General features: G+C 66.6%; 13 protein-coding genes. 6 read left to right on the plus strand and 7 right to left on the minus strand.

Annotation, left to right across the window (positions count from 1 at the left end; translation table 11 throughout):
- Positions 1-21 precede the first annotated feature (21 nt).
- Both QM019_RS05465 and QM019_RS05470 read right to left on the minus strand, forming a co-directional pair.
- Complete coding sequence (locus tag QM019_RS05465; protein WP_282852186.1) at positions 22-450, minus strand: QcrA and Rieske domain-containing protein; 429 nt, start codon at positions 448-450, stop codon at positions 22-24.
- A gap of 13 nt (positions 451-463) precedes the next feature.
- Entirely contained in the window at positions 464-1,852 is a 1,389-nt protein-coding gene (locus tag QM019_RS05470) for an MFS transporter (RefSeq protein WP_282852187.1), read from the minus strand.
- Between the two features lie 144 nt (positions 1,853-1,996).
- On the opposite strand from QM019_RS05470, the gene QM019_RS05475 reads away from it, so the two are divergent.
- Positions 1,997-3,487, plus strand: a complete 1,491-nt coding sequence (locus tag QM019_RS05475) for an MFS transporter (RefSeq protein WP_282852188.1) — start codon at positions 1,997-1,999, stop codon at positions 3,485-3,487.
- A 13-nt stretch (positions 3,488-3,500) separates the two neighbouring features.
- On the opposite strand, the gene QM019_RS05480 is transcribed toward QM019_RS05475, so the two are convergent.
- Positions 3,501-4,001, minus strand: a complete 501-nt coding sequence (locus QM019_RS05480; RefSeq protein WP_282852189.1) for a hypothetical protein — start codon at positions 3,999-4,001, stop codon at positions 3,501-3,503.
- Positions 4,002-4,080: 79 nt separating this feature from the next.
- Positions 4,081-4,590 carry a glutaminase gene (locus tag QM019_RS05485; RefSeq protein ID WP_125106195.1) on the minus strand — a complete coding sequence of 170 codons (510 nt, stop codon included), beginning with the start codon at positions 4,588-4,590 and terminating at the stop codon, positions 4,081-4,083.
- 43 nt (positions 4,591-4,633) lie between these two features.
- Here QM019_RS05485 and QM019_RS05490 point away from each other — a divergent pair, with 43 nt between their 5' ends.
- Entirely contained in the window at positions 4,634-5,542 is a 909-nt protein-coding gene (locus QM019_RS05490; RefSeq protein WP_125106196.1) for a patatin-like phospholipase family protein, read from the plus strand.
- A gap of 31 nt (positions 5,543-5,573) precedes the next feature.
- On the opposite strand, the gene tpx is transcribed toward QM019_RS05490, so the two are convergent.
- On the minus strand, positions 5,574-6,071 hold the full coding sequence (gene tpx / locus QM019_RS05495) for a thiol peroxidase (protein ID WP_125106197.1): 498 nt from the start codon (positions 6,069-6,071) through the stop codon (positions 5,574-5,576).
- Between the two features lie 66 nt (positions 6,072-6,137).
- Between tpx and QM019_RS05500 the strand changes: the two genes are divergently transcribed.
- Both QM019_RS05500 and QM019_RS05505 read left to right on the plus strand, forming a co-directional pair.
- On the plus strand, positions 6,138-7,301 hold the full coding sequence (locus tag QM019_RS05500) for a pyridoxal phosphate-dependent aminotransferase (protein WP_282852190.1): 1,164 nt from the start codon (positions 6,138-6,140) through the stop codon (positions 7,299-7,301).
- Between the two features lie 39 nt (positions 7,302-7,340).
- Positions 7,341-8,291 carry a DUF808 family protein gene (locus tag QM019_RS05505; RefSeq protein ID WP_282852191.1) on the plus strand — a complete coding sequence of 317 codons (951 nt, stop codon included), beginning with the start codon at positions 7,341-7,343 and terminating at the stop codon, positions 8,289-8,291.
- Here QM019_RS05505 and QM019_RS05510 read toward each other — a convergent pair.
- A complete protein-coding gene (locus tag QM019_RS05510) occupies positions 8,288-9,115 on the minus strand; it encodes an alpha/beta fold hydrolase (RefSeq protein WP_282852192.1) in 828 nt (275 codons plus the stop codon). The two genes, QM019_RS05505 and QM019_RS05510, sit on opposite strands and share 4 nt — an antisense overlap.
- A gap of 120 nt (positions 9,116-9,235) precedes the next feature.
- Here QM019_RS05510 and QM019_RS05515 point away from each other — a divergent pair, with 120 nt between their 5' ends.
- Positions 9,236-11,104, plus strand: a complete 1,869-nt coding sequence (locus QM019_RS05515; RefSeq protein WP_282852193.1) for a potassium transporter Kup — start codon at positions 9,236-9,238, stop codon at positions 11,102-11,104.
- Positions 11,105-11,201: 97 nt separating this feature from the next.
- Complete coding sequence (locus tag QM019_RS05520) at positions 11,202-11,687, plus strand: GyrI-like domain-containing protein (protein WP_282852194.1); 486 nt, start codon at positions 11,202-11,204, stop codon at positions 11,685-11,687.
- Here the strand turns inward: QM019_RS05520 and QM019_RS05525 are convergent.
- The gene (locus tag QM019_RS05525) at positions 11,684-12,334 is read right to left on the minus strand and encodes a TetR/AcrR family transcriptional regulator (protein ID WP_282852195.1); all 651 of its coding nucleotides are present in this window, start codon (positions 12,332-12,334) and stop codon (positions 11,684-11,686) included. The genes QM019_RS05520 and QM019_RS05525 overlap by 4 nt on opposite strands.
- Positions 12,335-12,451: the final 117 nt, after the last annotated feature.

The raw sequence follows: 12,451 nt of genomic DNA on the forward strand, positions 1-12,451 counted from the left end.
TGTCGCTGCCGTGACGTTCGCTTAGCTGATGCTGAGTTCGTCGCCGTCCTGCGTCACGGTGAGCTCGGGCAGCGGCTCCAGCGCAGGCCCCGCTACCGGCTCGCCCGTCACAAGATCGAAGTAGCTGTTGTGGCAGCCGCAGTGGGCGCGATCGCCCTGCACATCCGAAAGCACGCATCCCTTGTGGGTGCACACGGCCGAAAACGCGTGGAACTCGCCCTCGACTGGCTGCGTCACGAGCGCCTTGTACTGCGCAAGCACGATGCCGCCGCCGACCGGCACCTCAGCCTTCGGCACCGTGAATGGCGCGACCGTCTCACCGGTCGCGCCGCCCGACTCACCACACGCACTGAGCAGCGCGGCGAGCGCGACACCCCCGCCCGCAACGGCCGTCGTGCGCACGAGCGCGCGACGGCTCATCAACCCAGCAGCAGCGGCGTCAGACGTCATGTCCTCAGCGTAGTCACTCGAGCGCGCGGCCGCGCTGCTCGGGCAGTACGAGCGCCGCACCCGCGGCAATCGCGAACGCAATCGCGAACACCGTGAACACGGGCACGATGCTGCCGCCGCCGACCGCGACGAGCGCCGGCACGAGCAGGGGCGCGATGATCGACGCAATGCGCCCGAACCCGGCTGCGGCACCCGCGCCGGTGCCCCGGATGTTCGTCGGGTAGAGCTCCGGGCCGATCGCGTAGAGCGCGCCCCAGGCGCCGAGGTTGAAGAACGAGAGCAGGCACCCCGCTGCGATGATCCAGCCCTCACCAAAGCCACCCGAGAGTCCATAGAAGGCTGCGGCCACGGCCGAGCCGGCGAGGAACACGGCGAGCGTGCCGCGTCGGCCCCACACCTCGATGAGCCAGGCGGCCACCGCATACCCCGGCAGCTGCGCGAGCGTGATGATCAGCGTGAACTGGAACGACTTCACGAGGGTGAACCCATCGGCGACGAGCAAGCTCGGGATCCAGATGAAGGCCCCGTAATAACTCAGGTTGATGCAGAACCAGATCGTCCAGAGGGCGATCGTGCGGCGGCGCAGGGCAGGCGACCAGATGTGCGGCCGCTCCACCGCATCGGACTCGTCGACCGCATCCGCCCGTGCCGGCGGCTGCTGCTCGGCTTCGCGGATGCGCTGCATCGTCTGCTGCGTCTCGGTCGAGGCCTCGAACTCGCGCACGATGCGCTCGGCCTCGTCGATCCGCCCTTTGCCTTCGAGGAACCGCACCGACTCCGGCAGGCCCAACCGCACCACAATCGCGTACACCGCGGGCACCATGCCGAGGGCGAGGGCCCAGCGCCAGCCTTGCTCGCCGCTCGCCACGACGAAGGTACCGACGAGCGCCGCGAGGATCCAGCCGACGGCCCAGAACGCCTCGAGCCAGACGACGAGTCGACCGCGGATGCGCTTCGGCGCGAACTCCGACACGAGCGTCGAGGCCACCGGCAGTTCGGCGCCGAGCCCGAGCCCGACGAAGAAGCGCAGCACCATGAGTAGGGCCGCCCCGCTCGCCAAAGCCGAGGCACCGGTCGCCAAGCCGTAGATGATCAGTGTGATGGCAAACACCTGGCGACGGCCGATGCGGTCGGCGATGAGCCCGCCAAGCGTCGCGCCGACAGCCATGCCGACAAAGCCGAGCGACGCGATCCAACTCGCCTCGCCCGTCGTCACAATCTGCTGCTCGATCAGTGCAGCGATGACGAACGAGATGAGGCCGACATCCATAGCGTCGAGCGCCCAACCGACGCCGCTGCCGAAGAGCAGGCGACCGTGCTTGGCGGTGAACGGGAGACGATCAAGTCGCTCCGAGCGGGAAGGGGCAATGCGTGCCGCGTCATTGACGGCAGGTTCTGTCATTCGATCAGCATATTCCCACGCCCGAGCTGTTGCGGTTGGTGTTACGTCAGGCAACTGCGGCCGCCCAGATCCGAACGCGCTCAGCGGCCGCGTGATGAAATGGCTCGGTGCGCGACCGGACGCGCACCGAAAGGACCGGCGCAGATGGCAGCAGCGAGTTCGGGATTCAGCGCCGAGCAGCGGCGGCTGCTGCCGACGATTCTCGTACCCGCGTTCATGTCGCTGCTCAGCGTTTCGATCGTCAACGTAACGCTGCCCGCCATCGGTGATTCGCTCGACGCGAGCACCTCGGGCCTGCAGTGGGTGATTTCGGGCTACGCGCTCGTGTTCGGCGTGCTCCTGGTCGCCTCGGGTCGCGCCGGGGATGTGTGGGGTCGCGGCCGATTGTTCGTGCTCGGCCTCGCCGTGTTCGGCCTCGGCGCTCTGTGTTCGGGTCTCGCGCCGAACATCCTGGTGCTCAACCTCGCGCGGGTCATCATGGGCATCGGCTCGGGCCTGCTCAACCCACAGGTCACGGGCATCATTCAACAGTTCTTCCAGGGCGAGCTGCGCGGTCGTGCTTTCGGCGCCTTCGGTGGAATCGTCGGCATCTCGGTCGCAATCGGACCAATTCTCGGTGGCGGGCTCATCGCCATTTTCGGCGAGGAAATCGGTTGGCGAGCCTCGTTCCTTGTCAACGTGCCCATTGCGATCGCCGGCATCTTCGCCGCCCGCGCCTACCTGCCCGCGTCAACGTGGCGGGCCCTCGCGATCGACGACCCGAGCGCGACGACACACGAGATCCCCGTCATCACCGACGCGAACGCATCCCTCGTGCGGCGCACCCGCTCGGACTTCGACCCGGTCGGCATGGTGCTGCTCGCCCTCGGCACGCTGTTCGTCATGCTGCCGTTCATGGAGGCGGCGCTCGGCTGGTGGGTGTGGAGCTCGCTCGTGCTCGGCGTAGGCCTCGTCGTGCTCTGGGTTCGGTGGGAGCTGCGCTATCGGGCCAAGGGGCGCACGCCGATGGTCGACATGGAGCTGTTCCGCACCCGTTCGTTTTCAAATGGCGCGCTGCTGATTGGGCTCTACTTCGTCGGCAACACGAGCATCTGGTTGCTCGTCGCGCAATACATGCAGCGCGGCCTCGGGCACGACGCCTTGACGGCCGGCATGGTCGGTCTCCCCGCTGCCCTGGCCGGCGCGATCACCGCACCGATCGCCGGGCGCTACGTCGTACGCATCGGTCGGATCATGGTGCTCTGGGGCTTGCTGCTCGTCGTGCTCGGTCTTGGCCTGAGCATCGCCGTCGCGCTCCTGCATGGCACGGCGGGCGTGAGCGAATGGTGGCTGCTCGGCACGCTCGCGCTCACCGGCATCGGCCAGGGTCTCATCGTCTCGCCGAATCAGACGCTCACGCTCGCCGACGTGCCGCTGCGTTATGCGGGCAGCGCCGGTGGCGTGCTGCAGACCGGGCAGCGCATCGGTACTGCGATCGGCATTGCCGTGATCACGAGCATCGCGTTCAGCATGGCCGCATCCAGTGGCTGGGACAACGCCCTCGCCATCGGCTTCGCCGCGATTATCGTGGTCGCGGCGCTGGCGATCCTCGTCGCGCTCATGGACCTGCGGGGCACCCGCAACTCCATGAGCTAAGCCAAACTCGGCGCTATTCTGCGCCGAGGGCGGCGACGCACTTCGATGCTGCCTTGCCGCCGAGCACGCCGACGTGCACCGCGAGCACCGAGCCGTCACCGAAGACGATGACGATGCGGCCGGGCTCGAGGAAGCGCGAACGCTTGAAGACCTTGCTGAGGCTGTCTCGCTCGCTCTGCCACTCGAGCTCGGGCTCGTCGAGGTTGTTCACATCGACGGCCATGAGGCGCTGGTCGGTGATCAGCAGCTGGCTGGTCGGCGGTTCGAGCGCCTTGCGCAGCTGCGAAGCTTGGCTGCCGCGCCAGCCGTAGTAGGAGCCGCCGTCGAGGAGCTCGAGAACGCGACGTTCCCAGGTCTCCTCGTCGTCGTTGTTCTGCAACGCGGCCGAGCGGTCGGTTGCGACGTCCTCGCCCGCGCGCTCGTCGGCGTCATCAAACCGGAAGTCAGTGAGTTCAGATTCACTGTCGACGCACCGGGCCATCTGCATGACCAGCGGGTGCTCTCCGTTACGCATGAGCTCAGCGACATGCGGTGCAAAAGTAGGGCTTGAAGTGGACACGATGGTCAATCGTGGCACTTTTTCTCGCGGCGCGCTACATCCTCGCCGTTGCAATCAGGTCAACACGTTCGCGCACGTAACTTTCCAACTCCGTTGCCTGCTGCAGCGAGCATGCCGCAGCCCAGCGAACCACGACGGCGCCGTGGCGCAGGCTCACCGGGTTGCTCGCCTCGTCGATTACGCCAAGCGGTGTCGAGGCGTAGTGCACCACGGTGCCCTCGGCGAAGCCACCGCGAATGGCCGCATGCCGCAGCTCGTCGCGCTCGCGCGCCGACTCTGAGGTGTAGCCGAGGATGGGCGGGGGCTCGTGCGCGCGCAGGCTAGGCCCAGCACCGAGGAACTCTGCTGGTTCGCTCGCGCGCAGGAGCAGCACGCCGAGGCGCCAGACTTCCCCGACTTGCTCGATACGGGCGGGCCGGGTTCCGAGGAGTCGGCGCCGTGGCGCGACGAACTCTCCCAGGGCCTCGGGTGCGACGCCACCCGCGCGCAATTGTGTCGCGGTGGCCGCCGCGACGGCGCGCAGGTGGTTTTGCGCTTCGCCCATGCGGTTCCCCTCTCGTGCGGCCCGACCGTGCCAAGATTTACACATGTCCGACGTCAGCCGCCACTCCGCTCCGCTCAAGTCGAATGTCCACGACACAGCGCTCGTGATCGAGGGAGGTGGGATGCGGGCAAGTTACACCTCAGCCGTGATCTCGATGTTCATCCGCGAGGGCATCTGGTTCGACTGGGTCGGTGGCATTTCGGCGGGCTCGAGCTGCGTCGCGAACTATCTCTCGCGCGACGAGTGGCGCACGCGCCAGTCGTTTGTTGACTTCGCGGCCGACCCGAACTTTGGCAACATGCGCACTTGGTTGCAGGGCAAGGGACTCTTCTCGTCGGAGTACATCTACGAGCAGACCGCCGCGCCCGGCAAGGCGCTCCCCTACGACTACGACACCTATCTCGCCAACCCCGCCGACTTCGCGGTCGGGGCGTTCGAGATGCGCTCCGGTCGAGCCCAGTACTGGTCTCGCAGCGACATCCACGAGCTGTACGACCTGCTCGTGCGGGTGCGCGCTTCATCGTCGCTCCCGCTGCTGATGCCACCGGTGGAGATTGACGGCGAAGTCTTTGTCGACGGCGCACTTGGCCCGACAGGCGGCTTCGCGATCGATGCTGCAAAGGCGGCCGGCTACGAGAAATTCCTCGTCGTCATGACCCGCCCTCGTGACTACGTCAAGCCGCCGGCGAAGGTGACGGGCTTCTACCGAAGCACCTTCCGCAAGTACCCCGCCATGGTGAACGGCATTCTGCAGCGTCCGCGCCGCTACAACCACACCCGCGCCGAGCTCTTCGACCTCGAGGCCGAGGGCCGCGCCTACCTCTTCACGCCCACCAACCTCGGCGTTTCGAACAGCGAGACGAACGTGCGCAAGCTTCGGCAGCAGTACGCACTCGGCGAGGCCCAGGCCGGTCGCGAGCTCGATGCGATGCGCGCGTTCCTTGGCCTATAGCCTCGCCGGTGGACGAGCGAATCGCGGCGCGCTACTGCAGCGCGGCAACCGCCTCGTCGTAGTTCGGCTCCTGCTTGATCTCGGGCACGAGCTGCGTGTAGGCGACCTTGCCCTGCTCGTTGATGATGAGGACCGAGCGGGCGAGCAGGCCGGCGAGCGGGCCATCCTGCTGCACGACCCCGTAGTCTTCGCCAAAGCTCGAGCGGAAGGCGCTCGTCGCGACAACGTTCTCAATGCCCTCGGCGCCGCAGAAGCGGGCGAGCGCGAACGGCAGGTCGCGCGAGACGGTGACGACGACCGTGTTGTCGAGGCCGGCGGCAATCTCGTTGAACTTACGCACGGAGGCGGCGCAGACGCCGGTGTCAACCGACGGGAACACGTTCAGCACGACGCGCTTGCCGGCGAAGTCTGACAGCTTGACGTCGCTGAGGTCGGTGCCGGTCAGCGTGAAGTCGGGCGCTGCAGCGCCGACCTCGGGCAGCTCGCCGGACGTCGTGACGGGGGAACCCTCAAATGCAGTGGTAGCCATGGCGCCAGTCTGACAGTCGCGAATGGCGAACGGCTGAGTACGCCGCTCGCTCGATACACTTTCGTAATGCCCGAACTCATTTCACGCATGCGCCGCTTCGGCACGACAATCTTCGCCGAAATGTCGAGGCTCGCCCACGAGCATGGTGCGATCAACCTCGGGCAGGGATTCCCCGACACCGACGGGCCACGCGAGGTACTCGACGCGGCCGTGGCGGGCATCCGAACGGGTGACAACCAATACCCGCCCGGGCGTGGCGTGCCCGAACTGCTCGACGCCATCGCAGCGCACCAGCAGCACTATTACCGGCTGCGGTACGACCCCGCCAGCGAAATCCTTGTGACGGTCGGCGCCACCGAGGCATTGAGCGCGAGCCTGCTCGCGCTCTGCGAGCCCGGCGACGAGGTGATCGCGTTCGAGCCCTTCTACGACGTCTACGACGCGGCGATCACGCTCGCTGGCGCCACCCTGGTGCCCGTGCGGCTCGAGGCGCCCGAGTTCACGATCGACCCCGCCCGGCTCGAGGCCGCGGTGACCGAGCGCACCAAGGTCATTCTGCTCAACACCCCGCACAATCCAACTGGGCATGTCTTTGGCCGCGAGGAACTGCAGCGGATCGCTGACGTCGCTCTGCGCCACGACCTCGTCGTCATCACCGACGAGGTCTATGAACACCTGACGTTTGACGGGCGTGAGCACACGCCGATCGCGATGCTGCCCGGCATGCGCGAGCGCAGCATCCTGATTTCGTCGGGAGGCAAGACCTTCGCCACCACCGGGTGGAAGGTCGGCTGGGTCTGTGCATCTCCCGACCTCGTCACCGCAGTCACGACCGTGAAACAGTTCCTCACTTTCGTCGGCCCGGCGCCGATGCAGCGCGGCATCGCCGCGGGCCTGCGGCTGCCGGATACGCGCATCGCCGAGATTCGCGACAGCTTGCAGCGCCAACGCGACGTCCTCGTCGAGGCGCTTGAGGTCACCGGGATGCGCGTGCACGTGCCCGAGGGTGGCTACTTCATCGTCGCCGACGTCGGGCCCCTCGGCGTGACCTCGGCCATCGACTTCTGCCGCAAACTCCCCGAGCGCGTCGGCGTGGCCGCGGTGCCAATGACGGTGTTCTACCGCGACGCGACTGGCGTTGAGACGCTGGTGCGGTTCGCCTTCAGCAAGCGCGTCGAGGTGCTCGAGGAAGCCGCCAGCAGGCTAGCGGCGCTCGGCACGTCGATCTAGCGCGCTACTGTAGGCGCACCTCTCTATCGAAGGATCCAGATGGCTATCGGTCTCGTTGCACTCCTTGATGACATCGCGGCGCTCGCCCGCGCAGCCGCGGCAAGCGTCGACGACGTCGCGGGCATGGCCGCCAAGGCCTCCGCCAAGGCAGCCGGCGTCGTGATCGACGACGCTGCGGTGACGCCGCAGTACGTTGCTGGGCTGAGCCCGGCCCGCGAGCTGCCGATCATCTGGAAGATCGCACGCAACTCGCTCCTCAACAAGCTACTGCTCATCCTGCCCATCGCCCTGTTGCTCGCCGAGTTTTTGCCGATGCTGCTGCCGCCTCTGCTCATGCTCGGCGGCGCATACCTCTGTTTCGAGGGCGCCGAGAAGCTCATTGAGAAGTTCTGGGGTGGCCACAGCGAGGCGGGCGAAACCACAACGGCCACCCGTGACGAGAAGTCGATCGTGGCGAGCGCGACGCGCACCGACATCATCCTCAGCGCCGAGATCATGGTGATCTCGATGAACGAAGTGCTCGACCAAGCGTTCTTGGCGCGGCTCGCGATCATGGTGATCGTCGCGATCATCATGACGGCGGTGGTCTACGGCGCCGTGGCGATCCTCGTGAAGCTGGACGACGTGGGGCTCGCGATGAGCAAGTCGAGTCGCGCACCTCGGGCAAAGTTCGGGCGCGGCCTGACGAACGTCATGCCGCATGTGTTCGACGTCATCGCCTGGGTCGGCACCATTGCCATGCTCTGGGTTGGCGGCCACCTCTGGCTTGTCAATCTCGCCGAGCTCGGTGTCACCGCGCCGTATGAGTTCGTGCACCACCTCGAGAGCTTTGGCGAGGCCGTACCTAGCGTCGGTGCCGCGCTCGCTTGGCTCATCAACACGGCCTGCTCGTTCGTGCTTGGCCTCGTGCTCGGCAGCGCGATTGTGGGTGTGCTGCACCTGCTGCCCTTCGGCAAGTCGGCGAAGCCCGAGGCCGCAGAGGGCCACTAACCCGCTCTCGGATGCTCCGGGTTCGGCTGGTCAAGGAAGTACCGCAGGGTCGCAAGGAATCGCTCCGGCTGCTCCGAGTGCACCCAGTGCCCCGAGTCGCGAATCGTCACCTTGCGCACGCGCGGGAACAGCGCCCGCATCAGCGCTTCGTCTTCCTCGCGGATGTAATTCGACTTCTCCCCCGCGATCCACAGGACCGGGCCGGTGTACGGCGGCGCCACGAACTCCGGCCAGCCGAGGATCTCATTGAGGGCACCCGTGAGCATCGCGAGGTTGGGCTGCCAGGCGTAGCTGCCTCCGTTCGCGGGACGCAGGTTTTGCAGCAGGAACTGGCGAATCGTGGTGTCGGGAATCCGGTCGAGCAGTTGCGCGTCGGCGTCGCTGCGGCGGGTCACGGTGGTCAAATCGACCGTCATCATGCTCGTGAGCAGGTGCTCGAAGCCGCCGGGTGAGCTGCCGGATGCGCCGGGTGCAATGTCGACAACCGCGAGCCGCTCGATCAGCTCCGGATGACGCAGCGCGAGCACCATCGCGGCCTTGCCACCCATCGAGTGGCCGACGAGCGCCACCGACTCGGGCTTCCCATCCGAACTCGCAAATTCATCGCGCACCACTTCCGCGAGCGCGTCGGCCATGTCGAGGTAGCTGAAGGATTCTGTCCAGGCCGACTCGCCGTGATTCGGCATGTCGACGAGCAGGCTCGTGAACTCGTCGCCGAGGCTGCGGGCAATCGCGCCGAAGTTACGGCCGCGCCCCATGAGTCCGTGGAAGAAGACGAGCTTTCGCGCGCCCGAACCGACCAGTTGATACGCGATGTCACCCATGATGCTCGAGCCTAGTGCCGCCCGACACATCGATCTCGATCGGGTACTTGCGCCGGCCCCGACAAAGGAGGAATATCGTCGCTCGTGAAAACCCCTGGCGGCGCCCTTCGCCCCACTAAATTGTCTGCGCTCGCACTCGCCGCACTCGGAGTCGTGTTCGGCGACATCGGCACGAGCCCCCTGTACTCGCTGCAGACCATCTTTGCGCTGCATAACGGGGCGGTGCAGCCGACCGAGCGCGACATCCTCGGCATCATTTCGCTCATCACGTGGTGTCTCATCATCATCGTGTCGGTGGCTTACGCGGGGTTCATCCTCCGCGCCGACAACGATGGCGAGGGCGGCATCCTGTCGCTTGCCGCGCTCATTCACCGCAAGCTCGGCACCGGCACGGGGCGCGCGAGGGCCGCCCTGGTGCTCTCGGTGGTCGGGGCGTCGCTCTTCTTCGGCGATTCATTCATCACGCCCGCGATCTCGGTGCTGAGTGCGGTCGAAGGCCTCGAGACGGTGAACCCGCAACTGACCACGTGGATCGTGCCGCTCGCGCTCGTCATCCTCACCGTGCTCTTCGCGGTGCAACGCTGGGGCACCGGGGTGATCGGTCGGGCGTTCGGCCCCGTCATGATCGTGTGGTTCGTCGTGCTGGCGCTGCTCGGCGCGGCCCACATCCGCGAAGATCTCAGCATCCTGCGCGCCGTCTCCCCCACCTACGCGATCGAGTTCGTGTTCGCGAACCCACTCATCGGCTTCTTTGCGCTCGGCGCGGTCGTGCTCGCCGTCACCGGCGTCGAGGCGCTCTACGCCGATCTCGGCCACTTTGGCCGGCGCCCCATCGTGCTCGCCTGGTTTGCGCTCGTCATGCCGTCGCTTCTGCTCAATTACTTCGGGCAGGGCGCCATGCTGCTCGCCGACCCCTCGACCGCATCAAACCCATTCTTTCACCTCGCGCCGGCGTGGGGCCGCATCCCCCTCGTCATCCTCGCGACGCTCGCCACGGTGATCGCTTCGCAGGCGGTGATCTCGGGGGCGTTCTCGGTGGCCCGGCAGGCGGTGCGACGTTCGTTGCTGCCACGTCTCCGCGTCAAGCACACGTCACGGAACAACATGGGGCAGATCTACCTACCGCTCGTGAACTGGGTGCTGTTCGTCGGCGTCGTGCTGCTCGTCGTGACATTCCAGAGTTCGACCGAACTCGCCGCGGCCTATGGGCTCTCGGTGACCGGCACGATGCTGCTCGAACTCTCGCTGTTCCTCTTGCTCGCACACGCCGTGTGGCAGTGGCCGACCTGGCAGGTGGTGCTGCTCGGCGCGATCATCGGCGGCCTCGAGTTGCTGCTCTTCGCCGCGAACGCGATCAAGATTGCCTCGGGCGGTTGGGTGCCGCTCGCCATCGCGGCGGTGTTCATTACGATCATGCTGACCTGGCGCCGGGGTGCCGAAGTGCTGTTCGGCAACCGTGCCAAGCTCGAGGGGTCCCTGCCGGAGTTCGTGAGTGGGCTGCGGCGGGATGCGGTGCAGCGGGTTCCTGGCGTCGCGGTCTACCCGCACGGCAACCCCGAGACTGTCCCGCTCGCACTGCGCGGCAATGTGAAGTTCAATCGCGTGGTGCACGAGCACGTCGTGATCATCACGATGGTCCACGTCGCGGTGCCCTATGTGGCTCGCGCCGACCGCATCGTCACCATCCCGCTCGGCGACCCCGACGACGGCATCGTCCAGGTGCTGTATCGGATCGGCTTCAACGACAACCAGGATGTGCCGCGGGCGCTGCGTCAGGCGATCGACCACTCGCCGGAGTTGCACTTCGCCCCGGAGGACGCCATGTACGTGCTCTCGGTGTTCCGCATCGAGCCCGGCCGCTCGCGAGTGATGGCCCGGTGGCGCAAACAACTTTTCCGGTGGCTCGAGCGCGGTTCGGCGAACCGCACCCATGTGCTGCACCTCCCGCCCGAACGCACGATCATCGCGGGCGCCGAGGTGGAGTTTTAGCCGCGCCGGTCGCGTTTCTCTCAAGGTGACTGCGTAGCCTCGCGAGCACCAAGCGTTCGGGCGCCCGACCCGACGTCGTGGCGAACGAAGGAAGCACATGTCACAGCTCGACTCGCAAGACATCATCGACTTTCCCGGCACGCCCACCGTGGTGGTGCGGGTCACCGACTACCCGGTGGCTGAGATGCCGCAGTTCATGGACCCGGCGTTCACCGCGCTCGGCGAGGCGATCGCGGCCGGCGTGTTTGTGCCGGTCGGACCGGCCTTCTCTCGACACGAGTACGTGCCGACCGAGACCGCCTCGTTCGAGGTTGGGTTCCCGGTCACCGCGCCGCTGCACGAACCCGTGACGTTCCGCGACTACGAGGTCGTTCCGTCAGAACTGCCGGCCGGTCGCATCGCCATCGCGAAGCACCGTGGCGGCTACCACTCGCTCGGCGACTCGTGGGGCGCCTTCATGCAGTGGGTCGAGCAGCAGGGGCTCACCGCCGGTCTGCCGTTCTGGGAGGCCTACGACACCGAGCCCACGCCCGACATGAACCCCGACGACCTCATCACGGGGCTCGCGGTTCCCGTCTCCTAGTTCGCGGCCGCAGGCAGCTTCCCGGCAGGGTCGTTGCCGCAGGTGCAATAGAGCTCGAGGCCGTTGAGCAGGATCGTAATTTCGGTCTCGAAGTCGTCATCGGCGGCAATCGAGTTCGCCTCGGCCTCGAGCGGGTAGCCTCCCCCGAGCTCGAGGCGCATCTGCTCGCGCCGCTCGTTCTCGAGGTGGCGCTGGCGCCCGAGCGACGCGCGCCCCGAGAGCCAGATCAGGATGATGTTGCGCGCGTACCGGGGCGCCACCCCGGCTGTCTGCGCGTACGACAGGAGCATTTCAGCGAACTCGAACGACTCCTGGCCGAGCCGAGACTGGTGTTGAAAGAGGTCGAGTAACTCGCCCGAGTGCGTCTTTGCAATGCCTTCAAGCAGGCCGCGCAGACCACAGCGCCCGCATGCAGTGTCGGGCGTCGCGTCGGGCAGCACGAGGCCGAGTTGGCGCTCTTTTGCCTCGTGCCACACCGCATTCATCGACTGAAAATAGGTATAGATGGCGTTCGGCGCCACCCCGAGCTCGCGTGCAACCATGCGCAACGACACCGCGCTGATGCTGCCTTCGCGTTTCAGAACGCGCATCGCTGCGTCGAGGATCACCCGCTGATCAATATCGCCCCGAGGGCCGCGTCTTGTCATAGTTCATCAACTGTACTCATGAGGGTGCATGTATACGTCGCGGCGAGCCGCAGTGCGTGAATGCCTCAGTCAAGGCCGCCTCAGGATCGGCAAGCAGCGTGGGCTGAGGCACCGCTG

The organism is Gulosibacter sediminis, assembly GCF_030011715.1.
Taxonomy (GTDB): domain Bacteria; phylum Actinomycetota; class Actinomycetes; order Actinomycetales; family Microbacteriaceae; genus Gulosibacter; species Gulosibacter sediminis.

Coding starts and splice junctions, on each gene's coding strand:
- QM019_RS05465 (WP_282852186.1), bottom strand. CDS start 450: ATGACGTCTGACGCCGCTGCTGCTGGGTTGATGAGCCGTCGCGCGCTC.
- QM019_RS05470 (WP_282852187.1), bottom strand. CDS start 1,852: ATGACAGAACCTGCCGTCAATGACGCGGCACGCATTGCCCCTTCCCGC.
- QM019_RS05475 (WP_282852188.1), top strand. CDS start 1,997: ATGGCAGCAGCGAGTTCGGGATTCAGCGCCGAGCAGCGGCGGCTGCTG.
- QM019_RS05480 (WP_282852189.1), bottom strand. CDS start 4,001: ATGCGTAACGGAGAGCACCCGCTGGTCATGCAGATGGCCCGGTGCGTC.
- QM019_RS05485 (WP_125106195.1), bottom strand. CDS start 4,590: ATGGGCGAAGCGCAAAACCACCTGCGCGCCGTCGCGGCGGCCACCGCG.
- QM019_RS05490 (WP_125106196.1), top strand. CDS start 4,634: ATGTCCGACGTCAGCCGCCACTCCGCTCCGCTCAAGTCGAATGTCCAC.
- tpx (WP_125106197.1), bottom strand. CDS start 6,071: ATGGCTACCACTGCATTTGAGGGTTCCCCCGTCACGACGTCCGGCGAG.
- QM019_RS05500 (WP_282852190.1), top strand. CDS start 6,138: ATGCCCGAACTCATTTCACGCATGCGCCGCTTCGGCACGACAATCTTC.
- QM019_RS05505 (WP_282852191.1), top strand. CDS start 7,341: ATGGCTATCGGTCTCGTTGCACTCCTTGATGACATCGCGGCGCTCGCC.
- QM019_RS05510 (WP_282852192.1), bottom strand. CDS start 9,115: ATGGGTGACATCGCGTATCAACTGGTCGGTTCGGGCGCGCGAAAGCTC.
- QM019_RS05520 (WP_282852194.1), top strand. CDS start 11,202: ATGTCACAGCTCGACTCGCAAGACATCATCGACTTTCCCGGCACGCCC.
- QM019_RS05525 (WP_282852195.1), bottom strand. CDS start 12,334: ATGACAAGACGCGGCCCTCGGGGCGATATTGATCAGCGGGTGATCCTC.